Below are 23,794 nucleotides of genomic sequence, written 5' to 3'. Positions count from 1 at the left end.
CCCCATTAAACCCAAAGTTCAAGGTGTTCATAAATCATTTCATACACTTCAGGGTAAAGCAGTATTCGGGAGGTTCTTGTGTAAGAAGTAGAGATTTTATCTATATCCGTAGATTGTGATATCAGACCGTTCCTTTTTTCCTTTTCTAAATCCAACCGATCTTCATCGATAAGGAGATATAGTGCTTGCAAGCAAAAAGCCTGTTTGACCTTTTCTTCTTGGTCTGCACCATCTTGCAAAGGATAGTTAGAAAATTGCCTTTTAGCAGTTCCTAATGATCTTTGTTTGTCTCCATCTGAAAATCTATCCCACTCTTTCCCTTCAAGCATGTACTGGAATATACCGTTTGCTTCTTCTAAAGTAATCAGCATTATTTATCACCCTGCTTTTGAGAACGAGTAGCCTTCTTTTCAGATTTCTTTTCCTCATTAATCTCTTCAACGGTAAAACCTAGAGTTTCCTCAAAATATGTGGCTCTCTGTTTGTCTTCAATGACGGCTTCACCTTTGATGAAAGACACACCGCGAATTGTACCTTTATACTGACGGTTAGGAGTTAAAATCTTATACATGGGCAACACTCCTTTCTAAAAAAAATAAGAACAGGGAAATAAATCCCTGTCCTATTACTTAAGTTTAAGACCTTCGAATACAGAAATGGAAGAACCATTCTTGTCGACAACACCACGCATATCTTCCAATTCAATTTTTGGGTGTTCACCTGCATCGATGTTGTTTAGATTACGAAGTAAAACAATAGGGTCTTTGGAACCTTTCAAACCATGAACATTGTTACGGCCGATAGTCATGTAGATAATGCTATGAGTTCCTACTTCACCATTGAAAGTAAATGTAGGCATGTAATCAATGCGCTGCTTAGATCCGTCTGGAAGTTCCACAGTAGAACCAGTTACACCAATCAACTTGCTGCCGTTAAAAGTTTTGTATTGCTTACCGAAATCGTCAGTAGCAATAATCATTTCTTGGCTGCTTTCACGAAGTGCTTTTTGCACGACGGAAAGAGTATCTCTACGCATCAAGAAAACACCATTTTCTTCGCTTCCGTCTGTATTTACCTGAAGAGCAGACAGAATATCGTAAATATTGTCAGAAGTAATCTTTGTAGCAGTATTGTCAAAGTTTTGAACCATTCCTGCTTCTTGTGCTAATGCAAAGAAACCGTTAAATTCTTCACCATTGGCAATGGACGCATTGAACAAATCGTTAATACGATTGATTTGGAAGGAAGTAGCGAGGTCATCGAACTGATCCCAGAACATACCTTGTTCTAAAAGATTTCCGTAGTATTGAACCAATTTACGGTCAATGTTTCGGCTATCTTGGTAGATACGAAGGTCAACACGTCTTTTCTCATGGCTTGCACCTTCACTAGAGTTTAATGCACCGTTAATTTTACGAGTTCCAGTTTTACCTACACCGATTTTTACAAGGTGAGTGTATGTATCACTATCGACATCAAGGTATGGGAAAATGTTTGCTAATGGGTCCATACCGATCCCCAACTTAACAACCTTAGCCTCTAATGGCTTTTCGGTTACTTCTAATGCTTTTGTATAAGTTAAAAATTTATCCATTTAGAATTCCTCCTTTTTTTAACTGTATAAAGCCGCTGCTTGGGCTTTAATTTCTTCATCGCTCATTTGAGCAAAGTTTGTTTTGACATTCCCTGCAGGGTTTGAACCCCCGCCAATGGAAATAGGGTGATGCTTAAACCAAGTATCAGCCACACTGTTGACGTTCTCATTGATGGCATTATCTAGTGCTTCACCTTCAAGATTACGGTCTATTGAGTTATTGATTTTCTCTAAGTAAATAGGATCTAACTCATTGCCCTTCATCCTTTCGACAATTTTCACTTTGATTTTGCTGTCAATATCCTGATTTCGCGCGTTTGCTTTGAACGTGGTCAATTCATTTGAAATAGAACTATGTTGAGACTCTAACTCTGTATATTTTTTTGTTATTTCATCAAGTTCGGTCTGCTTGCCGTTTACTTGCTCTTTTAGGTTGTCATAGTCTTCATACTTCTTGTTCAGACGATCAACACGATCCTTAATCTTCTTTTCGCTTAATTCCTTTGCTTGATTAAACTCCTCATCAGAAATCTTGCCTTGCTCCTTAAGGGAGTTTAAAAATTCTAAAAAGTCCATTATCTCTACCTCCTGTCCCTCTTATTTGAATTGGCAGGTTCACCAATGAAGTTAGTCTGTATGGACACCGATACTTATTTAACGACGCTACCGTTACGTCAAAAGAAAAGAGACCTCTATACAGAAGTCCCCTCTTGACTAACTTGTTTATTTGCTTTTTCTTCTTGAATTCTCTTCCGCTCAATTTCCAACTGTCTTGAATTCCAATTGTTAATTCGTTGAGCAGTTTCTTCCCAACTCTGAAGGCCTTCTTTATATTTTTCCATTTCGAGTTTTATTTCATCGGTGCTAATTGAAGATGTGTGGTCGAATGTTACCGTTACAAACTCAGGCTCCTGCTTCAACTTACCATCCATTTTATCCAACTGCTGACACTGATATAATGCCTTTTCTACGGTCTGTTTGAATGCAGTAGCAATTTCCTTCGCCCGATTGTATGAAGGGGTCTTAGAAAGCAACATGGCCGTTCCTGAAAGGTTTCCGTAGCCTTCTTGGGTTCTAAGAACCTCCACAGGAACATCACCTAATTTACTTAGGTTATCGAGCAATAGGTTGTACAACTTAAAGCCAGAGTCTAATTTAGCATCCCAAACCACATATTCTGGTTTTGCAGCATTATCCATGTTCGGATCGTAGCGATAAATCTCAAGTTGTCCAACCTCAATGTATTGTTCGCCTATTAGGTTTTGTTTTAATAATTTCTTGTTTTTATTTACAAGTGCATCGAACATACTGGAAGGCATAACCAACTTAGGGTTCGCATGTTTCCGTAATACATTAACCATTTGAGAAACAAGGTTATTAATTTCCCTTAGATTGTCTTCTAAGTCATAAAAAATAGGACGTCCCCAGAACCTACCGGGCATAACGTCCAGACGAACCACGTGTATAAGAAATCCGAAATCATGAATGAGTGGAGCGGGTTTATTTTGGCTAACCCATTCTCCATTACCGTCCTTCATTTCGTCTACTTGTGTCCAAAAGAATTTTTTCTTGTCATTGTCAAACCATTCTTCTTCTTTTCTTCGATAAAACCGATTATCAATCTGTCTCTCAAATATAAGAGATTGTTTCTTGGGAACTGTTGCATCCCATTCGTCAAATTCAACATCGTATTTATTGGGGTGTACAAATTCGATAACACTATGGTTAAGGTGATCGACCTTTTTAACCCGAATAATGATATGACTTAATACTTGTGACAATTTTACAGCACCGTTTAAGTTGTCGAAAAACTTGGACTCAAAAAGAACCTTATCTACATACTCTTGAAGACTTTCATTCGCAACAACCACATTAGGCCGTTCAGCACAAACAATGTGAGTGATATGCTCAACAATTTTTCGGAAGAAGTTGTTGCGAACATAATGCTTGCGGTCTTCTGGAGATAGTCGTTCATTCTTGATCCATTCATCAACCATATTGTTAAATACATTCTCTAACTTTTCGTATTCGGTTCTTCGACCTTCAAATGTTTCCCATTTTAGATTTTCAATTTTTAATTCCATCGTGTTACCACCCCCTTGTCTCCTTTGAACGTGGAATTGCAATATCTCTCAAGAGATTATTTGATTTACAGAAGTTATAAATGGCATATCTTAAAGCATCCAAAGTATGGTCATTCCCGTCTTCCGGTTCTTCTAACTTGCGACCATCCTTTGTTTCTGCCCATTTGTAGGCTTCAACTTCCTTAATCATTGGAGTTAAATCCTCCGAAATATATAACCGTGCTTTTCCTGTCTCCTCACTAACATGAAAGAGTGTAGAGATTAACTGCACGCCATCTTTTCTTGTCTTATCAACCGGCTTTATAGGGAAACCATACTTTCGATAAGCAGCGATATACTCTGCTCTCGCAGTATCGCAATACATGGCTTCAATTTGGTATTTGTTGAACAGTTTAATGTCTTCTTTGACCCAAGTTCTTACACTATCATCACTTGAATCTACATACATTTCTTCTTCATAAAGCAAATCAACTACATAAAATGAAAAATCCTCTGTTACACCAATCACAACAGAGGTTCCAGCATCTACATATCCCCAGTCTTTCCCCATGATAAAGCCTAAGAATTTTCTCCCCTTAATCATTTTGTTGATTTCTTGCCTTGGGACTAAATGAACATCACGGTTGAAATCGTCATAAATTTGACCCTCGAATGAATCGAATGAAGCCATGTAGTCTCGTTTCCAATATTTGAACGGCATGGTCTTCTTTCGTCTTTGCACTTCTTCTGCAAGTCCGGGCACAGCCGTATTATCAGCAGTGTAGAACACAAAGTTTTCAAAATCAGGGTCATGTCTCTCATTGCCTGGTTCTCCAACCAAATAAACCTGTTCGTAGTACCAATTCCGGCCGAGCGGTGTAGTACTCAACAGAACCCAACCAATGCTGTCTGAAATCCGTTGCTGTATCATGGACCAAGCCTCTTCCTTCATACGGGAAGCCTCGTCCAACCAAGCACCGTCAACACTTTCACCGACAAGAGCGGAAGGGTCTTTTGCTGTTTTGAAATTGATTTTTACTTTCTTTTTGAATTTCTTATTTCCACTTTTCCATCTAAAAACAAGTGTCAGTTCCTTATCGTTAGCATTCCAACTTTTAACCAGTGGAGATTTTTTTATATTGTCCGGGTCAAGTCCATAGGGTTCGGTTAAGACTTTGAAGAACTCTTTTCTCTGAACCAGACCGATTACGTGGGTTGGAGCAACCAGCCAATAAACAAGATACTTTTTCTTTTTATGTTTCACATCGTATTCAATTTTCTGATATGTCTCACGAGCAGCGGAGAATGTTTTGCCGGCACGAACTCCGGCACACAAGTTCTTAAAACGAGCCTTACTTTTATGGAAGAGTTTTTGTTTTGGATGTGGCTTGTATCTTTCAAGGACATTGACTGACATTACTCATCAACACCCTCAATAGAGGACTCAACCTCAAAATCCTCATAATCGTCTTCTTCCGTATTGGTTGCTCGTTTTAGGTCTGCTTCCTCCTTCAAACTCTTAGAAGTCCTTGCGAAAAGATTTAGGAAATTATCTTCACTCTCACTCATTAAAGTAAGCAAAGTAGTATTGATATAATTTAATCGCTCTTCAGCAGACATATTTTCAAATTCAGCCTTACTCTTATTAAGGTTTTGAAATCGACCTTCATAAGCAGTATTTAACTTCAAATCGTTGTTCAGTAAGGTCTGCATAGCCCCGCTTATACGGTCTAAATCCTCCAATGAAGGGTCTTGGTGTATCTTGTACATATAACTCATTAGAAGGTGTTTCTGGACCATTAGAAGACGGTTACTGCGCAACAGTGGGTCATGTTCTTCCGCTGGTATATAACCATATAACTCCTGATACATGTTGCTCTGTGTCTTGGTGGCGGTTATGCCGGTCTTTATGGCATTTGTATTACTCTTTTGGTCAGCCGGTCCGGTGCTTTTGCCACCATGCAGTTTGCAGCGGCCGTTTTCCAACGGTGTTTTGGCACACGGTTCGCCGCGGCGGTTCTTAGCACCGCATATTGCCCTTTCTTTTTCATTTTCTAATATCTTGATCTTTTGAACATGTTCTTCACTCCAATCGTTATGAAATTTTGTGCCTCTTTCTGTTTTTCTCATTTCCCTCCCCTCCTTGCAAATAAAAAAGACGACCCACATTAGCAGGCCGCCTTGGAAGTATTCATTAAGTGGCAACTTATACGTCCCACTCCACTTGTATAAATAAAACAATCATTTTAGTGGCACCTAACATGAGCCCACTCCAGCCTATATAGATAAAACAATCAATGAGTAGCGGCTAACACACCCTACCCCCACCTGTATCTAACAATAGATACGCTTTTTAATTCCCGAATTCCGTTAATACTATGTAATCTCCACAGCCACGGCAATCGATCCGAAGTTCTTCCAATTTGCCTTCTGTGTCAATGTTGTATTCGATGTTATCTTCTAATATTTCTTTTGTTTCTTCGTCAGAAGTCGATTGTGTCAACTTGTCAACGAAGTCCATGTAAAGATTAGGGCTAATCTCCAAACCCATATTCGTTTCAAATACGTACATGTCCTTTTCAATCAGTTCCCGATGCACATATGCGTGCTGGCCTACTGTTTGAGGTGTTAGTTCAACTTTCGTACCACAACGTTCGCACTCAACTGTAATCTTCATTCTATCATCCCCCAAAATTTTACAAGATAATAGAATCATACCATGCTGAATGATAAGAGGGAAGCGGGATAGGTAGTTAAACGGACTAAAACCGGTGTTCTATTAAAAACGATGAAATCTATCCCTGCACAACCCTATATATGTCTAGGAGGACAATACAATATATAATAACCCACGACCTTCTAAAAACTTTCCTTAAAACAAGCAGTAATCTACAATTTTTTTAAATGCTTTATTTTTTATTTTGGAAACATACCCTTCAGTATGACCTAGTTCATTTGCAATTTCGTTTATATTGTAACCGGCTTTATAATAATAGCAGATGACAAACCTTTCCTTTGGCTCCAAAAGTGAAATAGCCATATCAATATCCGCTTTATTCACGACAATTTCAACATCCCTTAAAAACGGAGCGGTTTCGTAGCAGTCATAATAATTTTCAAGTATCTGCTTTACCAAATGTTCCTGATACAGTCTAATATCCTGTATTTGCTCCAATTGTTCTTTCTTCATGCAATAACACCCTCTTTCGTCAGAACCTCACGATAAGAGACCTTGCGAAGTTTAGCAGCATAATAAGCAACAGATTGTTCTAAAATCTTATTCTTATAGGCATCGCCATGTCGTTCAATTAATCTTTGTGCCCGTATGACTGCAGACTGATAAACATCGTCCCACTCATGTTTTTTTATATCCGGGTGTTTCTTTATAAAGTAGTAAATCAACCTTGTATTTTTAATTACTAAGTCCCATGCCTCCTTTTGTGTCATAATATCGTCCTCCTTTTGACAAAGTTCGCTACAGCGAACAAAAATTTGCAGCGTTTACACACGCACACTTTTTATCAAGTCATTTTTCATCCTTTCTTTCATCTGAAATTGGAATCTCAATAAACTTGCCGTATATTCAACTTGAACCTATGGGTTAAGTCACTATCCCCCTATATTTTCATCTTTTTTATCATCTAAATTAGGAATCTGTATTCTGATACGGTACGGATCTGCATTACAACCTGCAAAAAACACAAAAACAGACCAGATCAACCCGATAGAAAGGGGGAAGGTTGAAGTGGTCTGTTCTTACTATTATCCGTCTTTAGTTTCTTTACTGAAGCCCGCATAGCCCGTAAAAGGATTGTCACCAAACACTTGTTCGGTGTTATATATATTATTCTATTTTACTAAGGGAAACCCTTTATTTCTCTATAAAAATTTATCTAAAACCTAAATCTTTAACATCCCGCTCCTGTGCGAAGTTCCGTACAACACGATAGGACATAATAGCAAGCACGATCATAACCGCTACGACAAGAAAGATGAATAGAGGAGTGGCTGCGGAGATCCAGCCCATGTACCAGAAGCCAAAGTAAAATATCCCGGTTATAAGAGGTAAGGTAATAACGTAATGAACAAGCAAGAAAAAGAAGAAAGAAAGATAGTCTGTTCTATATCTAAACATAATAGCATCGCCTCCAATTGATAGTTTAGACAGATGTTAGCGCATTTATCCAATTACGGTCAACTTATGCGGATATCCATAATATCAGTGAATTTCACCCATACGAAGTGGTCTATGTCCCGCTCCAACTTTAAACGACCTTGAAGCGGGTCTACAGCGCTTATCCAACCCGCTTCAACCGTATCAGCATATTCCCCGTAGATCGTCAGGAAGACCCGTTCCCGCTCCTCTAAAGCAGTGCTAATGGTGTCCTGCAATTCCTGTAGCCGCTGTTCGTCCAGAGCCGGCTTAGACTTCTTATTACTTTCTTTATTGTATCTATTTATGGCTTCCTTATGTTCTGGCAACATCATGCGGCTACTCTCCCAGAAGACATTGTAACCGGGAGTCAGTTTATTTATTTGTTGTTTCATTTTTGTATTTCTCCTTTCTAACAAGAACTTATGTTCGTATTATACACCAAAAAAGACAGGAAGTTAATCCTGTCCTTCGTTTAATTTCTCAACAATACAATCAATTCGACCATTAATTCCATCCTCTTCCCAAGGCAATTCCCAACCAGCACTGTCAAAGGAGGACTTCGTATAGTCCTTTTTATTGAACACCCATATGTCGTATGAATTCCAATCACTGCATTCAATAGCAACAACCCATTCTTCATCTTCATACTTGATTTCCAAGTATTCTTTTTTTATTAAGTTCCTTTCTAACTGTTCTTCAAGTGTAAGTGAAAGTGGCTGCTCTTTTTGTTTAGTATTGGAGCGGGATTCAAACTCTAATCCAGCATGGGTTAAAAGTCGCTTCATTATATGACTTGCTGCTTCCTGTTTAACTCCATATTGAAGAGAGTGAATATCAAAACCAAAATAATTAATGGGTGGCCTAAACTTATACTCTAAGTACATTGGTTCTAGGCATTTCATTTCATATTCATACATGGGGAAACATCTTTCAAGCCATTCTAACTCCCGCTTCGCTTCTTTTAGCCTTAATTGCCAAGAAACAATCTTTCTGGTAGTGGCTTTATGATCTAGGAGATTAACTTGAAGGTTAGCAATTCGATTTTTCAGGAAATCAATATCAAATCTTGCTTTCTTAGCCTTCTTTTCGGAAAGTTCATAAAAGGCAATAATTTGTTCTTTGGATATGAGTATTGGGGTCGGTTTATATCCAATTAATTCTGACTTCAACAGATTATTAAGTTCTTGATATATTATGTTTTCTTTATTTAATTCCAAGATTATCGTCCTCCTTTTCTTGCTCATCGGAGCGGGACGGAAAGTGCATTCTTTCCAGTTCAAGAAGTTCTTCCTCTGACAAATCTTCATATTCATCTTCCATAGTAAAATTCCTCATTTCCTCTGTCACACTGTTCAAAGTCTTGGTTAACTCAATCATAACAGGTAGGAGTGCATTCCCTAGTTCCATATATGCCTTTTCCCATTGTTTTTTTAATTTATTCCGTCTTCTTTTAATTATCAAATCTTGAACCCAACCCAATATATCAACAAAAAATACTCCGATCATAAACACACTTGTAGAAATAATAACGAATAATAAAGTCTCTAATTCGTTCATAAAAATCACTCCTTTCGTAAAATAAGAGAATATAGAGTCAATACCAACAAAAACACAATTTCATTAAGCCTGTGGTCTATGACAAGACAAACACACATATACAAAACAAAAATGCTTATAACAATGGTTAATATGTATTCCCAAGTAAATACTTTTTCGAGACCTAACCTTTTAATAAACTGAAAAAAAGAAATGAGGAAATTCATAAGATTAACTCCTTCAACCTATAAATTCGATACATGTCATCTAATGAGGATAGAAACATATACCCAAATGGCAGGTGAGACCAATACGAACATCTTATCTCAACACCCAAAAGTTTTAATGGTCCTTCTTCTATTGGAAGAAACCCTGAACCTATAATTTTATCCTTTATAAACGTGTATGTTTCTGGATTCACATAAACACAATCGTCCCTCTTCACAAGTTTGTAAAATTTATCAAAGTCTAAATCGATATATTCAAACAATTCTTCACGAAACATTTACACCACTCCTTCCCGATCCCGCTCCTGCAGGAACATAAAAAGGGGCTTGTCCAGCCCCCTAAACTGCACTTACTTATATTCATTTTTGATTTTATTGATGGCCGCTACGAACTGCTTTAAATTGTCCTTGTTAGCGTCCTCACGAACGATTTTGTTCAACTCTTCACGACATTGTTGTGCTAAGGATTTCATCGTAAATCCCTCCTTTTGTTGTTCATATTGTCAACCCATTTTTTAAGTGCTTCTTCAACCTTTTTATTGACCCGCTCCGCTTCTTCAGGTGTAATATCAATGTGAATTGGCCTTGTAATAGTTGTTTTACTTTTAAGGTATTTGTCAGCAATCTTCTTCGCTTGTTCCTCCGTAGGAAGTTCATCTTCCTTTTCAAAAGAGGAATATGTTCTACCGATATACATACTTTGAATGTCCTGCAGAATGTAGATTACTTCATGTAGTTCTAATTCGAACTCTGCAATAAGTTTGCAAAGGTAAAGACCTAATTCACTTTTTGCTTCCTGTACTTCAAAACTTCTTTTTGAATATTTCATTATTTAATCTCCTCCTTCACAAAGTAACAATGCGCTACACCAATAGCATCGATCACATTGTTATTGGTTTTTATTTTTCCATATAGGTTTGTAATGGCTACCTTCATATCAGCCTTTGTGGCCTTCCCAGAGCCTGTTACAGCCTTCTTAATTGAAGCGGGAGCAAATGTCTTGATCGGTATGCCCCGCTCCACTGAAATGCGATAAATGTTGCCTAGTACCCAATTCACTTCCTTACTACCACCTGTAAAATTACTCTCCATCAAAATTAGAGTGATTTGATATTCCTCTATTATTTTTTCTATGGTTTCGGTTATGTAAGATAGCCGTTTACCGATTGAAGCGGGATCTTCAACCTTCTGAACCGATTTATCTACTTCCCTTTTTGTTTTTATTGTTGTTATGTATTGGATTTCTCTGTCGTAGGAGATAACCGCTATACCGCTGCTTGCATATGAAGCGTCTATTGCAAGTATCACGGTATTACAGTGCTTTCTCTTCCTGTTCTTCCCGCACAAGTATTCCAACAACTTCGAATTCTGCATCTTCATACAATGCTTCCAAAATGTCCAAACTCTTTGTATAAGCCAAGAATGAAGCATTGTCCTTAATGGACGGGAAGTAGGTAGTTTGAGCAATAATCTCAAAACGGCCCCGCTCCTTGTACAACAAGCAAGAAAAGTAATATTTTCTTCCTGTCTTCTTTTGTTCTTTCTTGCTATGTGGAAGTAATTCAACTTCCAACACGAACCCCTCATGTGATACTTTTACTTTTTTATTTTTCATAATGTATCGCCTCCTCTTTGCTTTATGAAAAACGAAAACACACCGATCTACCCGCTGCTGGAGCGGGTTAATGGGTGTGTTGGTTGAGTTCATTGTTTTTTTATTATTTACTTATTATTTACACAAACCTATTCGATCTCCTTTATTTTCTTACTCTTTTTTTATCTTATTTTTATCTCCAATATATGGACAAAAAAAAGAAGCAGGGGAAGGTTTCCCGCTGCTTATGATATGAGGGTATTTATTTCGAGCATCATTGATTCGATAAACTGATCGTCAGGTTCAGGAACGAAATTAACATGACTTGCTAGTACATAGCACCAAACGTCATCTGGAATTACAGTGTAATGGAAATCAATCAGTTCCTCAAACAGTTGTCCTTCAACCGTTTGAATAGTATTGGTTAAGAAGTACATATAGTTCGTTTCAACTGGTCGCAGGATATTTTCGCTCTTAACTATGTATACCTTATATTGTTGCATTACGAGTTCCAGCACTTTGGTTCTGTTAAAATTCCCAAACCGGTTCACATCCATATTCATCTTTCCAGGCCTCCCCGATTTCTTGGATTACTTCTTTTAACAATCCAAGTTCGTATTTTTTGTTGTACTCTTTATAGATTTTTAGTTGCACAAACATATGAGGAAGAACTTGCCAACTACGGATATTAAGCAGTTCTTGTCCGGACGGACAAACAACCCTGCTTAGAAAAATAGAATGCGTCGTAAAGTGCTTTACGGTTATATAAAGCGTGTGTCCCGCTTCTGTGAGTTGTTCAGTTTCATGATTTTCTAACACGAGTTTAGCCATGCCGGTTAGCCACCTTTCGTAGATAAATGATTTACCTCTTACTTGGCGGTTAACCGGCCATATCCTTGTTTTTTCTCCCATGTGAAGCGGGACTCACACTTCCAAAAAATTAAAATAATCATCTAGATAAGCAACGATTTCCTCGGCCGAACTCATGTACCATACGACAGCCGGGATTTCCGCTGCTATCCATGTTTCGCTACCTTCGTCAAACCACTCCACGTGTCCTGGGTAGAGGTTATAACCCTTCTGGGCTACTTGGTGCTGTATAATTCCGTTTATGCGGAGCGGGTTCGTTATGGTGGACTGCTCCATTCGCTTTGTTGCTTTGTAGACGGCCATCGGATAGATAGGGGTTCTTTCGCTTGCACATTCGAGACACATACTGCGATCACTCCTCGTCATTGGGAAATATTGTTGATGTATGATAGCGTGCATCTGTTTTTATTGCAACCTCCAGATACTCAGATAAGAAATGCAGCGCGGATAGTGACTAAAGTCCCTATTTTTTAGTAGTGATCTCATTCTAGGACAGGTTTTACCATCCATTCTTTCATCGAGAATCAGGTCCAGTTTGGAATCTCAATCAGAACAACAAAAAAACAGGGGGGTTAGCCCTGCTTTTTGAATGAGTTCTGCTTTCTTATGTAATTATTTTTGATTTTTATAATATCGTTCTTGTTGAGGTTAATAAACTCTGCACCGGGAACAGGTAGATTACTCAACACAAGAACAGTCGCTTCCTTAATCAAGGCTCTTGCACGGCCTACGGCTTGAATTAGTTCACTTTCCACTAAGTAAAACTGAATTTCTTGCAACTTATCGTTTAGGCCGAATGTTTGATAGTAAAAACGAAATCCGTTTCGTACTACCGGCTTGTACTCCATCTTATTATCATCATGTCCAATTGTGTAATTCAATGCACTAGCAAAGAGTATATAGGAAATTGGGTTAAGATTTGGTGTACCTACGATTGTGATATTCTCCCCGTTCAGCACGTCGCTTCCTGCGGTGCTTCCAAAAGCGGGGATATTAAGAGCAGCCATATCGTTAAACTGCTTGTATGAGATTTCCCAACTATAAGGATTGTAGGTATCAATCAAGGCTTCTTTCAAGAAACTCATTTCAGCCTTATTTTTATTAAAACTGTAACGGCTAAAACTCTTATATGGTATTTGGATTATTGTCCCTTTGTTCTCAACTGCACCAATATCATAAAACTTCATGTTCACATTGAAGACTTTATCGAACACCATTTTTGAAATTTCTTCGTTTATTGTTGCACTTAGGATAATGACCTTTTTACTTGGCAACTCTTTACGACCAATAAAGTTAATAAATTCAACATTGCCATACTGAGATTTTGTCTTAACAAAGTTAATGCAATTCAAGAAGCCAAGGATATCCCCGTTTATCTCCAAATCTTTACTTATTGCCTTTTCAATTGCACCTGGACTCTTAAAGAAGCAACTTTCCATCTTCTGAACGATATTATGGTCAGCATCTAATACTTTCTTCTGCAATGCTTCCAAAAGGGAAATAGTCTCATTGTCTTCAAGAGAATTTATTATTTTAGAAATAGCAAGAACAAATTCAGAAAGTGAAATACTTGATTGAGGGAATAGAGTTGGAATAATGTCCTCGTCTACGATAAGAACATCATTTTGGTCTCTATGATAGATTGCCCGTTGGTGTGTTGTTAGGATGGTTGTATTGCGGAGTTTTCGTGCTCTCTCCAAAAGGTATAAATAATCCTCTATAACATCAGCATCTTCATGCCCTTTCTCCACAAGGTCTCTAAGGTACATATTAGCCGTTCTCTGTGCTCCAATGCGGTACAGTCTATTCAATCGTTCGGAAACATCTTCGCTTAATTTAGGGAGTTCAGGAGTGACAAACAACTTCTTAACTCCACTATCAAGCATACGGTTCATGATTTCGTTTTTTAATTTATGTGTTGGAAGAGCAACCGTTATGTGTTTTCTCTTGGCTGCACGAATGAACAGTTCAGACTTCCCGATCCCCGTTGGTGCTTTAACGATGAAAAAACCTTTTTCGTCAGACTTGAGAATTTCATTAAATACTTTTTTCAATTCTTCTTTTGCTTCATCTAAAGACTTTTCTTCTTGGGTCTCAACAGTTTGTACACCGCCGCGGAACATTTTACCTTGCTCAATCATGTTACGGCCATGCATACAGTCGTCTGCAAAAGGACAGAAGTTGTCGCATTGCTTAGGAGCATATGCAGATTTTTGGATTTGATTAACCATTGTGTTCCAACTATCCATTTTAGCGGAGTACTCTTTGCGAGCATTGAGTATCTTTGCGATTTCTGCAGATCCGCCTTTAATAGCCAAGAGGTTAGTCATAAGTCCGAACATATCACCATGTTCAAGCCAGTACTCACCACTTTTTCCTTCCCTAAAAAGTTGGCATGTATCTTCAAGTTCTTGGAAATCGAAGTTTCTTATTAAGTCTCTTGTCTCCTTGGACTTGTTAATATCGAACTTCTTAATATCACCATAGTAAGCATTTTGATTATTAGAGAAACGGATAAGGTAGTTAGAACTGAAGGAATATTGGACATTTCCTATAATATATACTATAGGATTTGTCCGGTTTTCCTTCAGATTAACATAGTCAAGTTCACCGATTTGTAGGCCTGCAATATCATGCTTGCTGTTGAAAGTCTCCAAATGAGGGATACCATTTCTTAAGTGAACACCCGCTTTTTGAGCAAAGATAGCCAAGTCCCTACTATCGTTTTTGCCCTTCGTTTCTTTTATGTAACGAACAGCAGCCCTATGAACCTCCGGGACAGAAATAACATTGTTGAAGTCGCAATACTCAAGTTTTTTGCCACCGAAGAACAAACGAGCAAGGTCTTTCGTACTTTGGTCTGTTTCCGGGAATACAACAGCCAACCCAAGTTGAACGAAATTACGAACACGGATATCTGACAGTTCTTCGTCCAACAAAAATACCATGCGGAATTTGTGGTGTTCTTCTGAATGACTGAAAGAAGAATAAATGAATACAGGTTTTATTTTGAATTCCTCACAACGTGCAACAGCATCTTGAATAGTTAATCCATTGTCGACATCTAATGCAAAGATTTGTTGGCTAATCCAAAACTCATTCTTTCGTTGTCCATTGCTGAACACTGCAGGAGAGAATGTTCTTCCGTTCGGAGAAACTAACTGCTTAGATAACTCCTCAATCGTCAACTCCTCAATACGGTTTGCTAGTCTGCTGCTTATTGCACCAACCATTGATCCTGTTGGTTTACTACTAAATTTTTGCTTATCCAATGATAAGCGAACCTTCACCTCTTTATACATTATGATCTACCTCCTTTTACAAGGGGAGGTAGTGTGTTCTGTGCTTTATTGAATGTTTATATTTATATTTTTGTTGTACTCCCATGGGAACGATCAATTCCCTTTACTTGGTGGCTATGCGGGACCACCCGTTCTGTCTTTTGTGATTGAAGCGGGACTGTCTATCTAATGTCTTACTGCATTAAATCTGCATAATATCTACAAACCAGTTGAGTTGCCTCTTTGCTTCGTTTATTTCGGTGTAAACCCTGCTTTTGTTTTCAATTTTCTTATCTTGATATTCTTTCCAAAGGTTCTTCAACTTTCCGTAGATGAAGATACTTCTAAAATCATCTAAATCAAAGAAAGTGTCTCTTTGGCATTGCATAGTAAGCGGGTTAATTGTAGTTAGCGAAATAAACTGGATTTCCTCTTTTTCATCTGTGTGAACTTTTATATAGTAGTTCAGGTCAAGCAAAGTAAGTGTTAAAATGTTTTGCATGAAAATCTCCTCCTTTTTTATAAGTTCTTCTGTGCATACTTTACATGCGATGCAATTAACTTAATGTAACTAACAAGCATGATGGAAAGAAGCACTATGAGAACAGACTGACGTACTATGTTTTCTTGGTTAGCAGTAAACTTTGCAAAGTCCAGAAACAATCTCGAAACTGCAAGAACATTTACTGTAAGAATTATTGAAAACAAGAACTTAAACATGTAGATCACCTCAAACATCAGTATTGCCAGCGGTGGCTATGCGGAACCATCCGTTTTGTCTTTAGTTGTAAAACTCTGTCTTTTGTGCCAACCTCTTACCTTGGGGTTGGTTTTATGAATTTCGGGTTATATTGATTATTTCTGCTAAAACGGAGACCTTGCTATCAGAAATCCTTTCATACTGTTCTTTTGTAATTACTCCTCTTTCATAAAGTTCATTGAGAAATTGGTAGTAGAACTCAACAAAACCCATTTTTCTTGTAATTAATTGTGGGTGTTCAACAATTAGCATTTTTTCTTCAGGAATATAAAAAAGTGAAAGATAACCATTGTCAATTGTGGTGGAGTAAATATGTCCTTTTCTCATATCTTTACACCTCAACAAACTCTTCTTCTAACAAGTAAACATATTCTGAGTCCGTAAGAGTTGCTATCATAAATGTCTTACTATCTAGCCATGCAATGACTGTCCATTTACCTTCGTAGCACATTGCATCCACACTAATAGCATTCTCATAATCTTTCTTAAATGCACCTAATCTCATTGAACCTTTACCACCATTAATAACTACTTCAATTTTTTGCAATCTCATTGTAAACATATAAATCTTCCCCTTTCGCTATGCGGTCGCTTTTTGTATGTGGGATAAAGACATAACCCATAACAGGAACATTTGTTCTTATTACATCTTTATATTTAAACTTTTCTGAATAACCTCCTGCAAAATTCTCCGATAAAATAAAAATAATTTTTTGGATATTGCTTGGTGACAATATCCAAATTAATTGATAAACAATTTAGCGTATTTCTTTACAAACTTTTCTGTCTCTTCGGAAACCTTGGGTTTTAAGGTTTTGTCCGTGTCTTCTTGTTTTGGAGTTTCCGGTATTACCTTAACTTCATTGAGAATACTTTCTAAATCTAGTTGATCCACAAAGTTTATAAAGTTTGCATGAGGTGCTATAGGCTTCCCAACTTCCTTAATTAACTCCCAGTCCTGAAACTTCATATTGCGCAATGTCTTTCTTCCGCTCTTACTTACATATTTGAACTCCCAATCATCGAGTTCTGCAATATATCTTCGGTAAACATTGTATCCCTCAATTTTCAACGGCTTACCGTTACGAGACTTAACCTTTACCAAGCCATATTCTTGTGCCATTACTTCTTCACTAAGAGAATGAAAATCCTTAGCCTGGGCAAGCAATCCTTTTTTACTGAATGTGTATCCTACCATCGTAATCACTCCTTTCCGAAAACTAAAAACACACCTTTAGGAGCCGCATGTAACTAAATTCAGGAGGTTGCGGCTCCGGTGGGTGTGTTGGTGTTGTGTATTTAAGTATTCAATTTTGGTTTACACTCTATATTTAAACATCCGATAGAAATATCCTTGTTTCTTATATAATAATTTTATTTTATTTATTATCCCCTGTCCAATCCCGTATTTGTTATATTTTCGACGCGGATCGCTATGGACCGAAAGCACGTTCTCGTCTTATAATATGAGTAGGAGGTGCTGCTGTGATTAAGGCCGTTGGGTTCTATCCCCTTTTTAACATGCGTAAGAGTGAAATCCTTGAAGTGAAGGAACAGTTCGCTGCCAGAGGTTTCAGATATGTTGGAACAGCAAGAAGCGTCGATGAACTTAAGGATATATTGAAAGAGCAAGATATAAAAATAGTAGCCATAAAAGACTTCAATGCACACTGGAACAACGTGGAGAAACTGCGGTTAGTAATGGCCGTGGGACAGCGCAAATGGTTCCATGTCCATGCAGAGGACTTCAATCTATTAAACAATTTGAAGGAGGATATAGAGTGGGAGTAAAACGAGCAGATGAAGTAGTTTTCTTTATACCGACTGTACCTCAAGAACAACTGGATAACATCCGTATGTTAACCGGGCATTTGGGATATAAAATCGTTGCCTTTGCTCACTCCGTTTCAGATTTAAAGAAGGAGTTGCTAGAAAAAAGCCCCATGATTTTGCTGTTATGGGACGATCATTCTTTAAAAGAGTGCAAGGACGAGTTTTACGAACTAATCATACAGTTCCAACAGCAGTTCTATATGTTTGCTCTTGGACAAATGCACTACCCTTCGGGAAGTGTGTTTACTGTAAAGGACCATGCGGGAGCCATGATTAACGAAGAACGGCCACCATACACATACACGATTTCGTAGGCGAAAAGCCTACTTTTTTTATTTTTTTAATTTCCTCGCAACTTTTTAAAATCTCCTGCGTTTAATATAATACAAAAGTGACTAGTCATTTTCGAAAGTCATTTATGCAAGTCAAATGTTTGTCGAGTTAATTATTCTGACGAAACTAAAAAGCGAGGTGAGAAAATGAGCAATACAAATAAATCTGTTCAAGTAAGTGTTCGTGTCCCGAAACATATGCACGATTATTACAAAAACTTCAAAGAAAAAGGATTTATCACTGAAAGCCTGTCGGAGATCTTGCTTTCCGGACTGGATAAGAAGATCCAAGAAATCTTGGACACCCGATACATCGCCCTGGATGAAATGTCGGTGGAAGAAGCAAAGAAAATGGCAGAAGAGAAAAATAAAAATACGGAAGGATGATTCAAATGGAAAATGTTTATATCTATAATCGTTTTATCGGTAACCATATAGAAGGCTTTGAAGAAAGGGCATTCTTCTTAGGGCAAGAAGTCAGTAATATCAAGGAGCATTTGCCGTTATTTGGCTTTAAGGCCGTCCGTGCATTTTCTGATCTTGGATATTATGACAATGAGTTGTTTAACCAAATGTTTGAAATAATTCCCTATGGTTTTACTATAGCCATGTCCCAGTTATTGCAAGTCGGTGACCCTACTTGTTTAGAAAAACTTAGTCAAAAAGATATCAAAATCTTAGTAATAGATTTAACACTAAACAACTGGCCTATGGTGTACTCGTCAAAGGAGATTTACGAATCCTACATGAATACAGCGGTCTGATTATCTTGGGAGGGGATACTTATGCAGGTACTAGCACTTTTACGAACTAAAGAAGAGGAACAACTTAATAGACAAAGGGAAGTCATTGCTCAATATTGCGAACTACACGGTTATACACCTAATTTCCAAACCATTATAAATATCGAAGAAGTTGACCTTACTTCGATAAATGAAGAAATGATTTTGATTTATGACTGTACAAGGATCACAAGGGATTTCTTCAAGTTTTTTAACTTCTTAAAGAGTGCTGAAGGACTCTCAATACCAGTTGTTACTGTTTTAGAAGGCGGGGCAATAAATATCAATGCTTTTATGAATGAGAACAGTCATTTCTTTAAAGCAGCATTTTTACTGCAAGAACGAAACAATCAACGAGAATATGCCAAAGCCTGGTGGACACCTGAACGACGTGCTGAACACAGCCTAAGAATGAAAGAAATATATAGAAAGAAGAAAGCACAAACCCCTTGAAGCCGAGGGGTTCTCTTTTCCCCTCTTTGGCTGCCCTAATGAACTAAAAAATATAAGGATGTGCTTACTAAAAAAATCGAAAGGAATGATGCATAAATGGTGAAGGAACTAACAGCGGGGTACGTTCGTATTTCAGTCGACCGCAACCACGACAAGGTGTCTGACGACCAGCAAAAAAATGCAATTCAGCGGTTCATTGAAGAGAAACAATTGACTTTCTTCCGCTTCTACGAGGACTTAGATGTTAGCGGTGGAGATATGGTTAACCGTCTAGGTTTTGACCAACTTCTTGAAGAAATCGAAAAATACAATATTAAAAATGTAGTGTTTTACGATCTGAGCAGATATACCCGGAACATAGTCGATTACTTTAACATGACGATTGAACTTCAGAAAAAAGGGGTTAAATTATTTTCAACTGAGGAACGGGAAGCCATCGACCTGGTTAATTGGAACGACAGTAGTACGAACTACACATTCAAAGCCCTTATAAATCACATGAATTTGGCTAAGGTAAAAAAAGATGTTTCTAATGCGATGAAACTCATTGCTCAATCTGGTTTAAGCGTAGGAGGCCCACCCCCCTTTGCAATGACTAAGGTTGAAGTCCAAACAAGCAAAGGAATGAAGAAAAAGTTCGCTCCGGGTGATCCTGAAAAAGTTGAATTGGTTAAGTTGATTTACAAAATGTATGTCGAAGATAAAATGACGACACTAGAAATAGTGAAACATCTTAATGACAAATATCCGCATCTAGTTAGTCAGAAAATTGCTATAAAATTCAGAAAAGATCCTTATTACACGGAAGAAGGAGTTCAAAGCATGTGGAACCATTCGACCGTTCGTAGGGTCCTTTGTAACCCCCTTTACACAGGCTACATGGTCAGTCGACGCCGTGTACGAGAAAATAAGAAAAAACATATAGCAAATGCTGAAGAAAATTGGGTCTGGAGTTACAATTTCCAGAATGGACTCGAACCTGATTTTGAAACCATAATCCCTTATGATTATTGGAAAAAAGCACAGGAAATAAGATTAGGGAGGAATAAGAAAAAAGGAAAGATTTACGAAAAGAAACGCGACTCCTCCCTCTACTTATTGAGCGGTTTACTGCATTGCGGTTGCTGTAAGCGCAAAATGGTCGGAAAGCCCGATAGGAAGAAAAACGGAAAACAGTACTTCTTTTATGCTTGTAAAACTCCGTGGAGCGCACCGGATGTCTGTGATAACAAGTCTCTTATCCAAACAAAAGATGTTGATAAGGAAGTCATGAAGATATTTGGCAACACAATGAACATCTTCAACCTTCTGAAATACATCCGGTCGACAATTGAAGAAGAGGCTAAATCTCAAGGGGATTACTTAAAACAGGTTACGCAAATTGACAGTAGGATATCTGTTTTAAGTGAACAGCAGGAAACCTTGATAGGTAGACTGTCTGATCCCGAACTAAAGGTAAAAGCCTTGATTGATAAGTTCTATATGCAGATAAACAAAATGGAAGAGGATATCCAGACCTTAAAGGACGAAAAGGAGGAACTCCTCAATTCAAAGGGAGTATCAAAAAAAATTGACTTCAAAGAACTTGTTGGTTTGCTTCTTAAAAGTCCAGACTACTTGGATAGAGAAAATGCGCCTATAATTCGCAGACACTTAGAACAGGTTGTTGAGCGAGTTATTTTGGACAAAGAGCAAATCACAATTCGTCTGAAGATTGCGAAAAAGGTTGAGGTCACAGTGCTTCAAAAAGAACTTTATAACCAAAAACTGAGGGAACTAAGCAGTCCCACCGGCCGCGTTAGCAAACAAAAAATTGAAACAGCAAAAGATGCCTATCTAATTAGGTTGCTTGCTACAATGTGGGACAAGTATGAATTCGAAGGTCAGGAAGCAAAAATGTTGGACTTGGTAATCCGAACATTGGAAATGCGGTTCAACAACAACGACCCTGACGATGACCCTAATGGCGGTCTCCCCTTACACCTCAATATAAACCCCGAAAGCGATTTTGAGAGTCCTCATGAGCAAGAAGCCTTGCTACAAGGGGATTCTCTCCCCGTTTCGTCGTACCTACCTGAGTGTATTCGTGTCCGTGCGGCTTTTACGGAGCGGAGTCGGCATCGGGCGTTTGTTCCTGTTCGCCGCTAAAAGTCGCCGCATACAGAGCTCGCATTTCCGGACCGCTGCTGGACCGCATCGACCTGCACATCGACGTGCCGCGCATCGATTACGGTACGATGAACGCACGAACGGCCTCATTGTCGAGCGGGGAGATGAAAGCCGCCGTTATGCGCGTTCACGAGCTCCAGCGCGAGCGCTTCGGGCGGACGGGGATACGCTTTAACGGCGAGCTGAGCGGACGTTTGCTCCGAAAGCACTGCGTGCTTCGTCCGGATGCCGAGCAGCTGCTCAAGCAAACGTTCGATGCGCTGGGGCTTAGCGCCCGGGCGCATGACCGCATTCTTAAAATCGCCCGCTCGATCGCGGATTTGGAGGAACGATCGGACATCGACGTCACCCATATCGCAGAGGCGATTCAATACCGGCAGCTCGACAGACAGGTACAGGATGCGGCTGTTTATTGATCGCCGTCAAAGATAAACGTTCATGACAGTTCGGGTCTAAGGTGATGATGAAAACTCGGCGCACTATCGCGCATTTCCGTAAAAAAAAGACCCTCTCCTTCGCCAACCGCATTGGTTGAAGGAGAGGGTTCGTTGTGTAAAAGCAACCGGGCTTCTCAGAACGCGTTCGCCACATGCTTGATCTCGGCCGCTTCGCTTCCGGCTTTCATGAAGACGCCGATGACGTCGAATCGGAAGCTGCCGACCGGCAAGCGATGCTGATGAAGGTAAACCTGTGCGGTTTCCCTGATTTGCTTGCGCTTTCGGAAATCGACCGATTCGATCGGCGTTCCGAACGCTCCGCTCGTACTTCGCGTTCGAACCTCCGCGAAAACAAGCGTATCCCCGTCCATCGCCACCAAGTCGATTTCCCCGGACCGGCACCGCCAATTGGCTTCGACAATCCTGTATCCCAGCCTCAGCAAATAGAGGGCGGCCTGCTTCTCGCCGTATGCCCCTAGCGCTTTGCGGCCGTCCTTCGCCTTTGCTGCGGCCGTTATGTCCACGCCCGCAGCCGTTTCCGGTTGACGCTTCATCCCCGCTTCACCTGGCCTTCCTTCCCATCCGCCCGTCCGGCTCAAGCTTTGCCTCGATTTTCCGCGCGCTGGTCGGAGCGGTATATGAAGCTTAATATTTCCGCGACCAGCTGGTATAGCTCCGGCGGTATTTCCTGATCGAGATCCAGCTTGGACAGCACCTCGACGAGCGATGCATCCTCCTGCACGGGTACGCGATGCTCTTGCGCCTTTTGCAGAATTTGCTCCGCCACCTTGCCCTTGCCCTTCGCTACGACGGTCGGCAGCTGCCCGGCTTCAGGCGAATAACGGAGCGCAACGGCCTGCTTCGTAGACAGTTTCTGATTCTGCTTCATACGCGGATATCCACACCTTTATACGGCTTTGCATTGTATAACGAGCCGAGTACGGACCGCCCGTCCTCAGCCGTACGTTTGGTCTCCTGCGCTTCCGCCGACAACCGCTCCGGATAAGGGCTGCAGCGCAGCGACAGAAACTGGTAGCCGATTCGTTCGAGACCGGCCGCGATATCGTCGCGATTCGACTCCAGCAGCTCCGCTATGAACGGCTGATCGTTATGTACATTCAAGCTGACGATTTTATCGAATACTTGTACGTCCAACATCGTATTGCCGATCGATTTCATATGCAAGTCGAAAATAAGCCTGCAATTATTCGCGTCGATTTCCCCGTTCCGGCCTTTGCGGGACTGGATGTGAACCGTTGCGTTATGCTCCCCGTTCTCGCTGCGCAGAGGCACCATCATCGTCACGTGGGCGAACATCGAGCTGCGGTCCGAGGTCAATAAAAGCTGTTGTCCCGTAATTTGCTGGACAAGCTGCTGAGCCGCTTCTTTCACGGACGGCGGCGCTTCATCGAGCGAGGAGAGCTGGAGCAGCGCCCCCTTAAGCGTTTCGGCCAATGGCTTGGCGCCTTCGTCTCCGTTCGCCCTGCCGCTCAGCGCGGCTGAAAGCTCGCTCTGCGAAGGCGGCTCCAAGCCGCCGCTCGCAAGCTGCTTGGCGAACCGGCTTTCGTGCTCGACTCCGAACGCCTTCAGCAGCTTGCCGAGCCACGGCTCCCCCGCCGCCTCGGGCGCAGGCGCCTCCGCGCCGGCCGGCGCGGCTCCCGCGGGCTGCGCTGCCTGCTGCGCCGGCTTCGCCGCAGGCACCGGCGC

Annotated in this window: 34 protein-coding genes and 1 pseudogene; 7 read left to right on the top strand and 28 right to left on the bottom strand. The window is 40.0% G+C overall.

Going from position 1 to position 23,794, the window contains the following annotated elements:
* Positions 1 to 5: 5 nt before the first annotated feature.
* The 25 genes from DQG23_RS00185 to DQG23_RS00055 form a co-directional block, all read right to left on the bottom strand.
* Complete coding sequence (locus DQG23_RS00185; RefSeq protein ID WP_113028785.1) at positions 6 to 371, bottom strand: hypothetical protein; 366 nt, start codon at positions 369 to 371, stop codon at positions 6 to 8.
* A complete protein-coding gene (locus tag DQG23_RS00180; RefSeq protein ID WP_113028784.1) occupies positions 371 to 571 on the bottom strand; it encodes a hypothetical protein in 201 nt (66 codons plus the stop codon). The genes DQG23_RS00185 and DQG23_RS00180 overlap by 1 nt, the downstream gene beginning before the upstream one ends.
* 54 nt (positions 572 to 625) lie before the next feature.
* Positions 626 to 1,594 carry a hypothetical protein gene (locus DQG23_RS00175; RefSeq protein ID WP_113028783.1) on the bottom strand — a complete coding sequence of 323 codons (969 nt, stop codon included), beginning with the start codon at positions 1,592 to 1,594 and terminating at the stop codon, positions 626 to 628.
* 18 nt (positions 1,595 to 1,612) lie between these two features.
* Positions 1,613 to 2,170 carry a hypothetical protein gene (locus DQG23_RS00170; protein WP_113028782.1) on the bottom strand — a complete coding sequence of 186 codons (558 nt, stop codon included), beginning with the start codon at positions 2,168 to 2,170 and terminating at the stop codon, positions 1,613 to 1,615.
* Between the two features lie 116 nt (positions 2,171 to 2,286).
* Positions 2,287 to 3,678 carry a phage portal protein gene (locus DQG23_RS00165; protein ID WP_113028781.1) on the bottom strand — a complete coding sequence of 464 codons (1,392 nt, stop codon included), beginning with the start codon at positions 3,676 to 3,678 and terminating at the stop codon, positions 2,287 to 2,289.
* A gap of 4 nt (positions 3,679 to 3,682) precedes the next feature.
* Complete coding sequence (locus tag DQG23_RS00160) at positions 3,683 to 5,074, bottom strand: terminase large subunit (RefSeq protein WP_113028780.1); 1,392 nt, start codon at positions 5,072 to 5,074, stop codon at positions 3,683 to 3,685.
* Complete coding sequence (locus tag DQG23_RS00155; RefSeq protein ID WP_113028779.1) at positions 5,074 to 5,787, bottom strand: HGGxSTG domain-containing protein; 714 nt, start codon at positions 5,785 to 5,787, stop codon at positions 5,074 to 5,076. The genes DQG23_RS00160 and DQG23_RS00155 overlap by 1 nt, the downstream gene beginning before the upstream one ends.
* Before the next feature lie 223 nt (positions 5,788 to 6,010).
* Positions 6,011 to 6,334, bottom strand: a complete 324-nt coding sequence (locus DQG23_RS00150) for a hypothetical protein (RefSeq protein ID WP_113028778.1) — start codon at positions 6,332 to 6,334, stop codon at positions 6,011 to 6,013.
* 195 nt (positions 6,335 to 6,529) lie between these two features.
* Complete coding sequence (locus DQG23_RS00145) at positions 6,530 to 6,847, bottom strand: sigma factor-like helix-turn-helix DNA-binding protein (protein ID WP_113028777.1); 318 nt, start codon at positions 6,845 to 6,847, stop codon at positions 6,530 to 6,532.
* Positions 6,844 to 7,104, bottom strand: a complete 261-nt coding sequence (locus DQG23_RS00140) for a hypothetical protein (protein ID WP_113028776.1) — start codon at positions 7,102 to 7,104, stop codon at positions 6,844 to 6,846. The genes DQG23_RS00145 and DQG23_RS00140 overlap by 4 nt, the downstream gene beginning before the upstream one ends.
* A gap of 747 nt (positions 7,105 to 7,851) precedes the next feature.
* Positions 7,852 to 8,205 (bottom strand): YolD-like family protein, encoded by a 354-nt coding sequence (locus DQG23_RS00130; RefSeq protein ID WP_113028774.1) that lies wholly within the window; start codon positions 8,203 to 8,205, stop codon positions 7,852 to 7,854.
* A gap of 63 nt (positions 8,206 to 8,268) precedes the next feature.
* The gene (locus DQG23_RS00125) at positions 8,269 to 9,030 is read right to left on the bottom strand and encodes a hypothetical protein (protein ID WP_113028773.1); all 762 of its coding nucleotides are present in this window, start codon (positions 9,028 to 9,030) and stop codon (positions 8,269 to 8,271) included.
* The gene (locus tag DQG23_RS00120; RefSeq protein WP_113028772.1) at positions 9,017 to 9,370 is read right to left on the bottom strand and encodes a hypothetical protein; all 354 of its coding nucleotides are present in this window, start codon (positions 9,368 to 9,370) and stop codon (positions 9,017 to 9,019) included. The genes DQG23_RS00125 and DQG23_RS00120 overlap by 14 nt, the downstream gene beginning before the upstream one ends.
* Positions 9,371 to 9,572: 202 nt before the next feature.
* The gene (locus tag DQG23_RS00110) at positions 9,573 to 9,854 is read right to left on the bottom strand and encodes a hypothetical protein (RefSeq protein WP_113028770.1); all 282 of its coding nucleotides are present in this window, start codon (positions 9,852 to 9,854) and stop codon (positions 9,573 to 9,575) included.
* Positions 9,855 to 9,926: 72 nt separating this feature from the next.
* Positions 9,927 to 10,049, bottom strand: coding sequence for a hypothetical protein (locus DQG23_RS43355; protein ID WP_272949020.1), 123 nt, complete (start codon positions 10,047 to 10,049; stop codon positions 9,927 to 9,929).
* The gene (locus tag DQG23_RS00105) at positions 10,046 to 10,405 is read right to left on the bottom strand and encodes a hypothetical protein (RefSeq protein WP_113028769.1); all 360 of its coding nucleotides are present in this window, start codon (positions 10,403 to 10,405) and stop codon (positions 10,046 to 10,048) included. Before DQG23_RS00105 ends, DQG23_RS43355 begins: the two co-directional genes overlap by 4 nt.
* A complete protein-coding gene (locus DQG23_RS00100) occupies positions 10,405 to 10,956 on the bottom strand; it encodes a crossover junction endodeoxyribonuclease RuvC (protein WP_158560228.1) in 552 nt (183 codons plus the stop codon). Before DQG23_RS00100 ends, DQG23_RS00105 begins: the two co-directional genes overlap by 1 nt.
* Positions 10,889 to 11,191, bottom strand: coding sequence for a hypothetical protein (locus DQG23_RS42000; protein WP_158560227.1), 303 nt, complete (start codon positions 11,189 to 11,191; stop codon positions 10,889 to 10,891). Before DQG23_RS42000 ends, DQG23_RS00100 begins: the two co-directional genes overlap by 68 nt.
* A gap of 224 nt (positions 11,192 to 11,415) precedes the next feature.
* A complete protein-coding gene (locus DQG23_RS00095) occupies positions 11,416 to 11,733 on the bottom strand; it encodes a hypothetical protein (protein ID WP_113028767.1) in 318 nt (105 codons plus the stop codon).
* Complete coding sequence (locus DQG23_RS00090) at positions 11,699 to 12,001, bottom strand: hypothetical protein (protein ID WP_113028766.1); 303 nt, start codon at positions 11,999 to 12,001, stop codon at positions 11,699 to 11,701. Before DQG23_RS00090 ends, DQG23_RS00095 begins: the two co-directional genes overlap by 35 nt.
* 611 nt (positions 12,002 to 12,612) lie before the next feature.
* Positions 12,613 to 15,342: a DEAD/DEAH box helicase family protein gene (locus DQG23_RS00080; RefSeq protein ID WP_113028764.1), complete on the bottom strand. Its 2,730-nt coding sequence runs from the start codon at positions 15,340 to 15,342 to the stop codon at positions 12,613 to 12,615.
* Positions 15,343 to 15,523: 181 nt separating this feature from the next.
* Positions 15,524 to 15,823: a hypothetical protein gene (locus DQG23_RS00075; RefSeq protein WP_113028763.1), complete on the bottom strand. Its 300-nt coding sequence runs from the start codon at positions 15,821 to 15,823 to the stop codon at positions 15,524 to 15,526.
* Between the two features lie 330 nt (positions 15,824 to 16,153).
* The gene (locus tag DQG23_RS00065; protein WP_113028761.1) at positions 16,154 to 16,408 is read right to left on the bottom strand and encodes an SHOCT domain-containing protein; all 255 of its coding nucleotides are present in this window, start codon (positions 16,406 to 16,408) and stop codon (positions 16,154 to 16,156) included.
* A gap of 4 nt (positions 16,409 to 16,412) precedes the next feature.
* Positions 16,413 to 16,643, bottom strand: a complete 231-nt coding sequence (locus DQG23_RS00060) for a hypothetical protein (RefSeq protein ID WP_113028760.1) — start codon at positions 16,641 to 16,643, stop codon at positions 16,413 to 16,415.
* 180 nt (positions 16,644 to 16,823) lie between these two features.
* Positions 16,824 to 17,279 carry a hypothetical protein gene (locus tag DQG23_RS00055; RefSeq protein WP_113028759.1) on the bottom strand — a complete coding sequence of 152 codons (456 nt, stop codon included), beginning with the start codon at positions 17,277 to 17,279 and terminating at the stop codon, positions 16,824 to 16,826.
* 287 nt (positions 17,280 to 17,566) lie between these two features.
* Between DQG23_RS00055 and DQG23_RS00050 the strand changes: the two genes are divergently transcribed.
* The 7 genes from DQG23_RS00050 to DQG23_RS00020 all read left to right on the top strand — a co-directional run bounded on the left by DQG23_RS00050 (position 17,567) and on the right by DQG23_RS00020 (position 22,066).
* On the top strand, positions 17,567 to 17,872 hold the full coding sequence (locus DQG23_RS00050) for a hypothetical protein (RefSeq protein ID WP_113028758.1): 306 nt from the start codon (positions 17,567 to 17,569) through the stop codon (positions 17,870 to 17,872).
* Positions 17,863 to 18,228, top strand: a complete 366-nt coding sequence (locus tag DQG23_RS00045; protein ID WP_113028757.1) for a hypothetical protein — start codon at positions 17,863 to 17,865, stop codon at positions 18,226 to 18,228. Before DQG23_RS00050 ends, DQG23_RS00045 begins: the two co-directional genes overlap by 10 nt.
* Before the next feature lie 165 nt (positions 18,229 to 18,393).
* The gene (locus DQG23_RS00040) at positions 18,394 to 18,633 is read left to right on the top strand and encodes a hypothetical protein (RefSeq protein WP_113028756.1); all 240 of its coding nucleotides are present in this window, start codon (positions 18,394 to 18,396) and stop codon (positions 18,631 to 18,633) included.
* 5 nt (positions 18,634 to 18,638) lie between these two features.
* Positions 18,639 to 19,010: a hypothetical protein gene (locus DQG23_RS00035; RefSeq protein ID WP_113028755.1), complete on the top strand. Its 372-nt coding sequence runs from the start codon at positions 18,639 to 18,641 to the stop codon at positions 19,008 to 19,010.
* A 21-nt stretch (positions 19,011 to 19,031) separates the two neighbouring features.
* Positions 19,032 to 19,481, top strand: coding sequence for a recombinase family protein (locus DQG23_RS00030; protein ID WP_113028754.1), 450 nt, complete (start codon positions 19,032 to 19,034; stop codon positions 19,479 to 19,481).
* Positions 19,482 to 19,577: 96 nt separating this feature from the next.
* On the top strand, positions 19,578 to 21,629 hold the full coding sequence (locus DQG23_RS00025; RefSeq protein WP_113028753.1) for a recombinase family protein: 2,052 nt from the start codon (positions 19,578 to 19,580) through the stop codon (positions 21,627 to 21,629).
* The gene (locus tag DQG23_RS00020; RefSeq protein ID WP_113028752.1) at positions 21,560 to 22,066 is read left to right on the top strand and encodes a magnesium chelatase subunit ChlI family protein; all 507 of its coding nucleotides are present in this window, start codon (positions 21,560 to 21,562) and stop codon (positions 22,064 to 22,066) included. Before DQG23_RS00025 ends, DQG23_RS00020 begins: the two co-directional genes overlap by 70 nt.
* Before the next feature lie 155 nt (positions 22,067 to 22,221).
* Here DQG23_RS00020 and DQG23_RS00015 read toward each other — a convergent pair whose 3' ends face one another.
* From DQG23_RS00015 to DQG23_RS41995, 3 genes and pseudogenes are all read right to left on the bottom strand, one after another.
* The gene (locus tag DQG23_RS00015) at positions 22,222 to 22,641 is read right to left on the bottom strand and encodes a YraN family protein (RefSeq protein WP_192894531.1); all 420 of its coding nucleotides are present in this window, start codon (positions 22,639 to 22,641) and stop codon (positions 22,222 to 22,224) included.
* A gap of 41 nt (positions 22,642 to 22,682) precedes the next feature.
* Positions 22,683 to 22,976: an EscU/YscU/HrcU family type III secretion system export apparatus switch protein gene (locus DQG23_RS00010; RefSeq protein ID WP_113028751.1), complete on the bottom strand. Its 294-nt coding sequence runs from the start codon at positions 22,974 to 22,976 to the stop codon at positions 22,683 to 22,685.
* Positions 22,973 to 23,794, bottom strand: a pseudogene (locus DQG23_RS41995) (hypothetical protein); the annotation flags it as partial. The gene DQG23_RS00010 and the pseudogene DQG23_RS41995, both read right to left, overlap by 4 nt.

Origin of the sequence: Paenibacillus contaminans (assembly GCF_003285015.1) — a bacterium.
Lineage (GTDB): Bacteria > Bacillota > Bacilli > Paenibacillales > NBRC-103111 > Paenibacillus_V > Paenibacillus_V contaminans.
The sequence above is the reverse complement of the archived record's forward strand: the minus strand, read 5'-3'. Positions and strand labels throughout refer to the sequence as shown.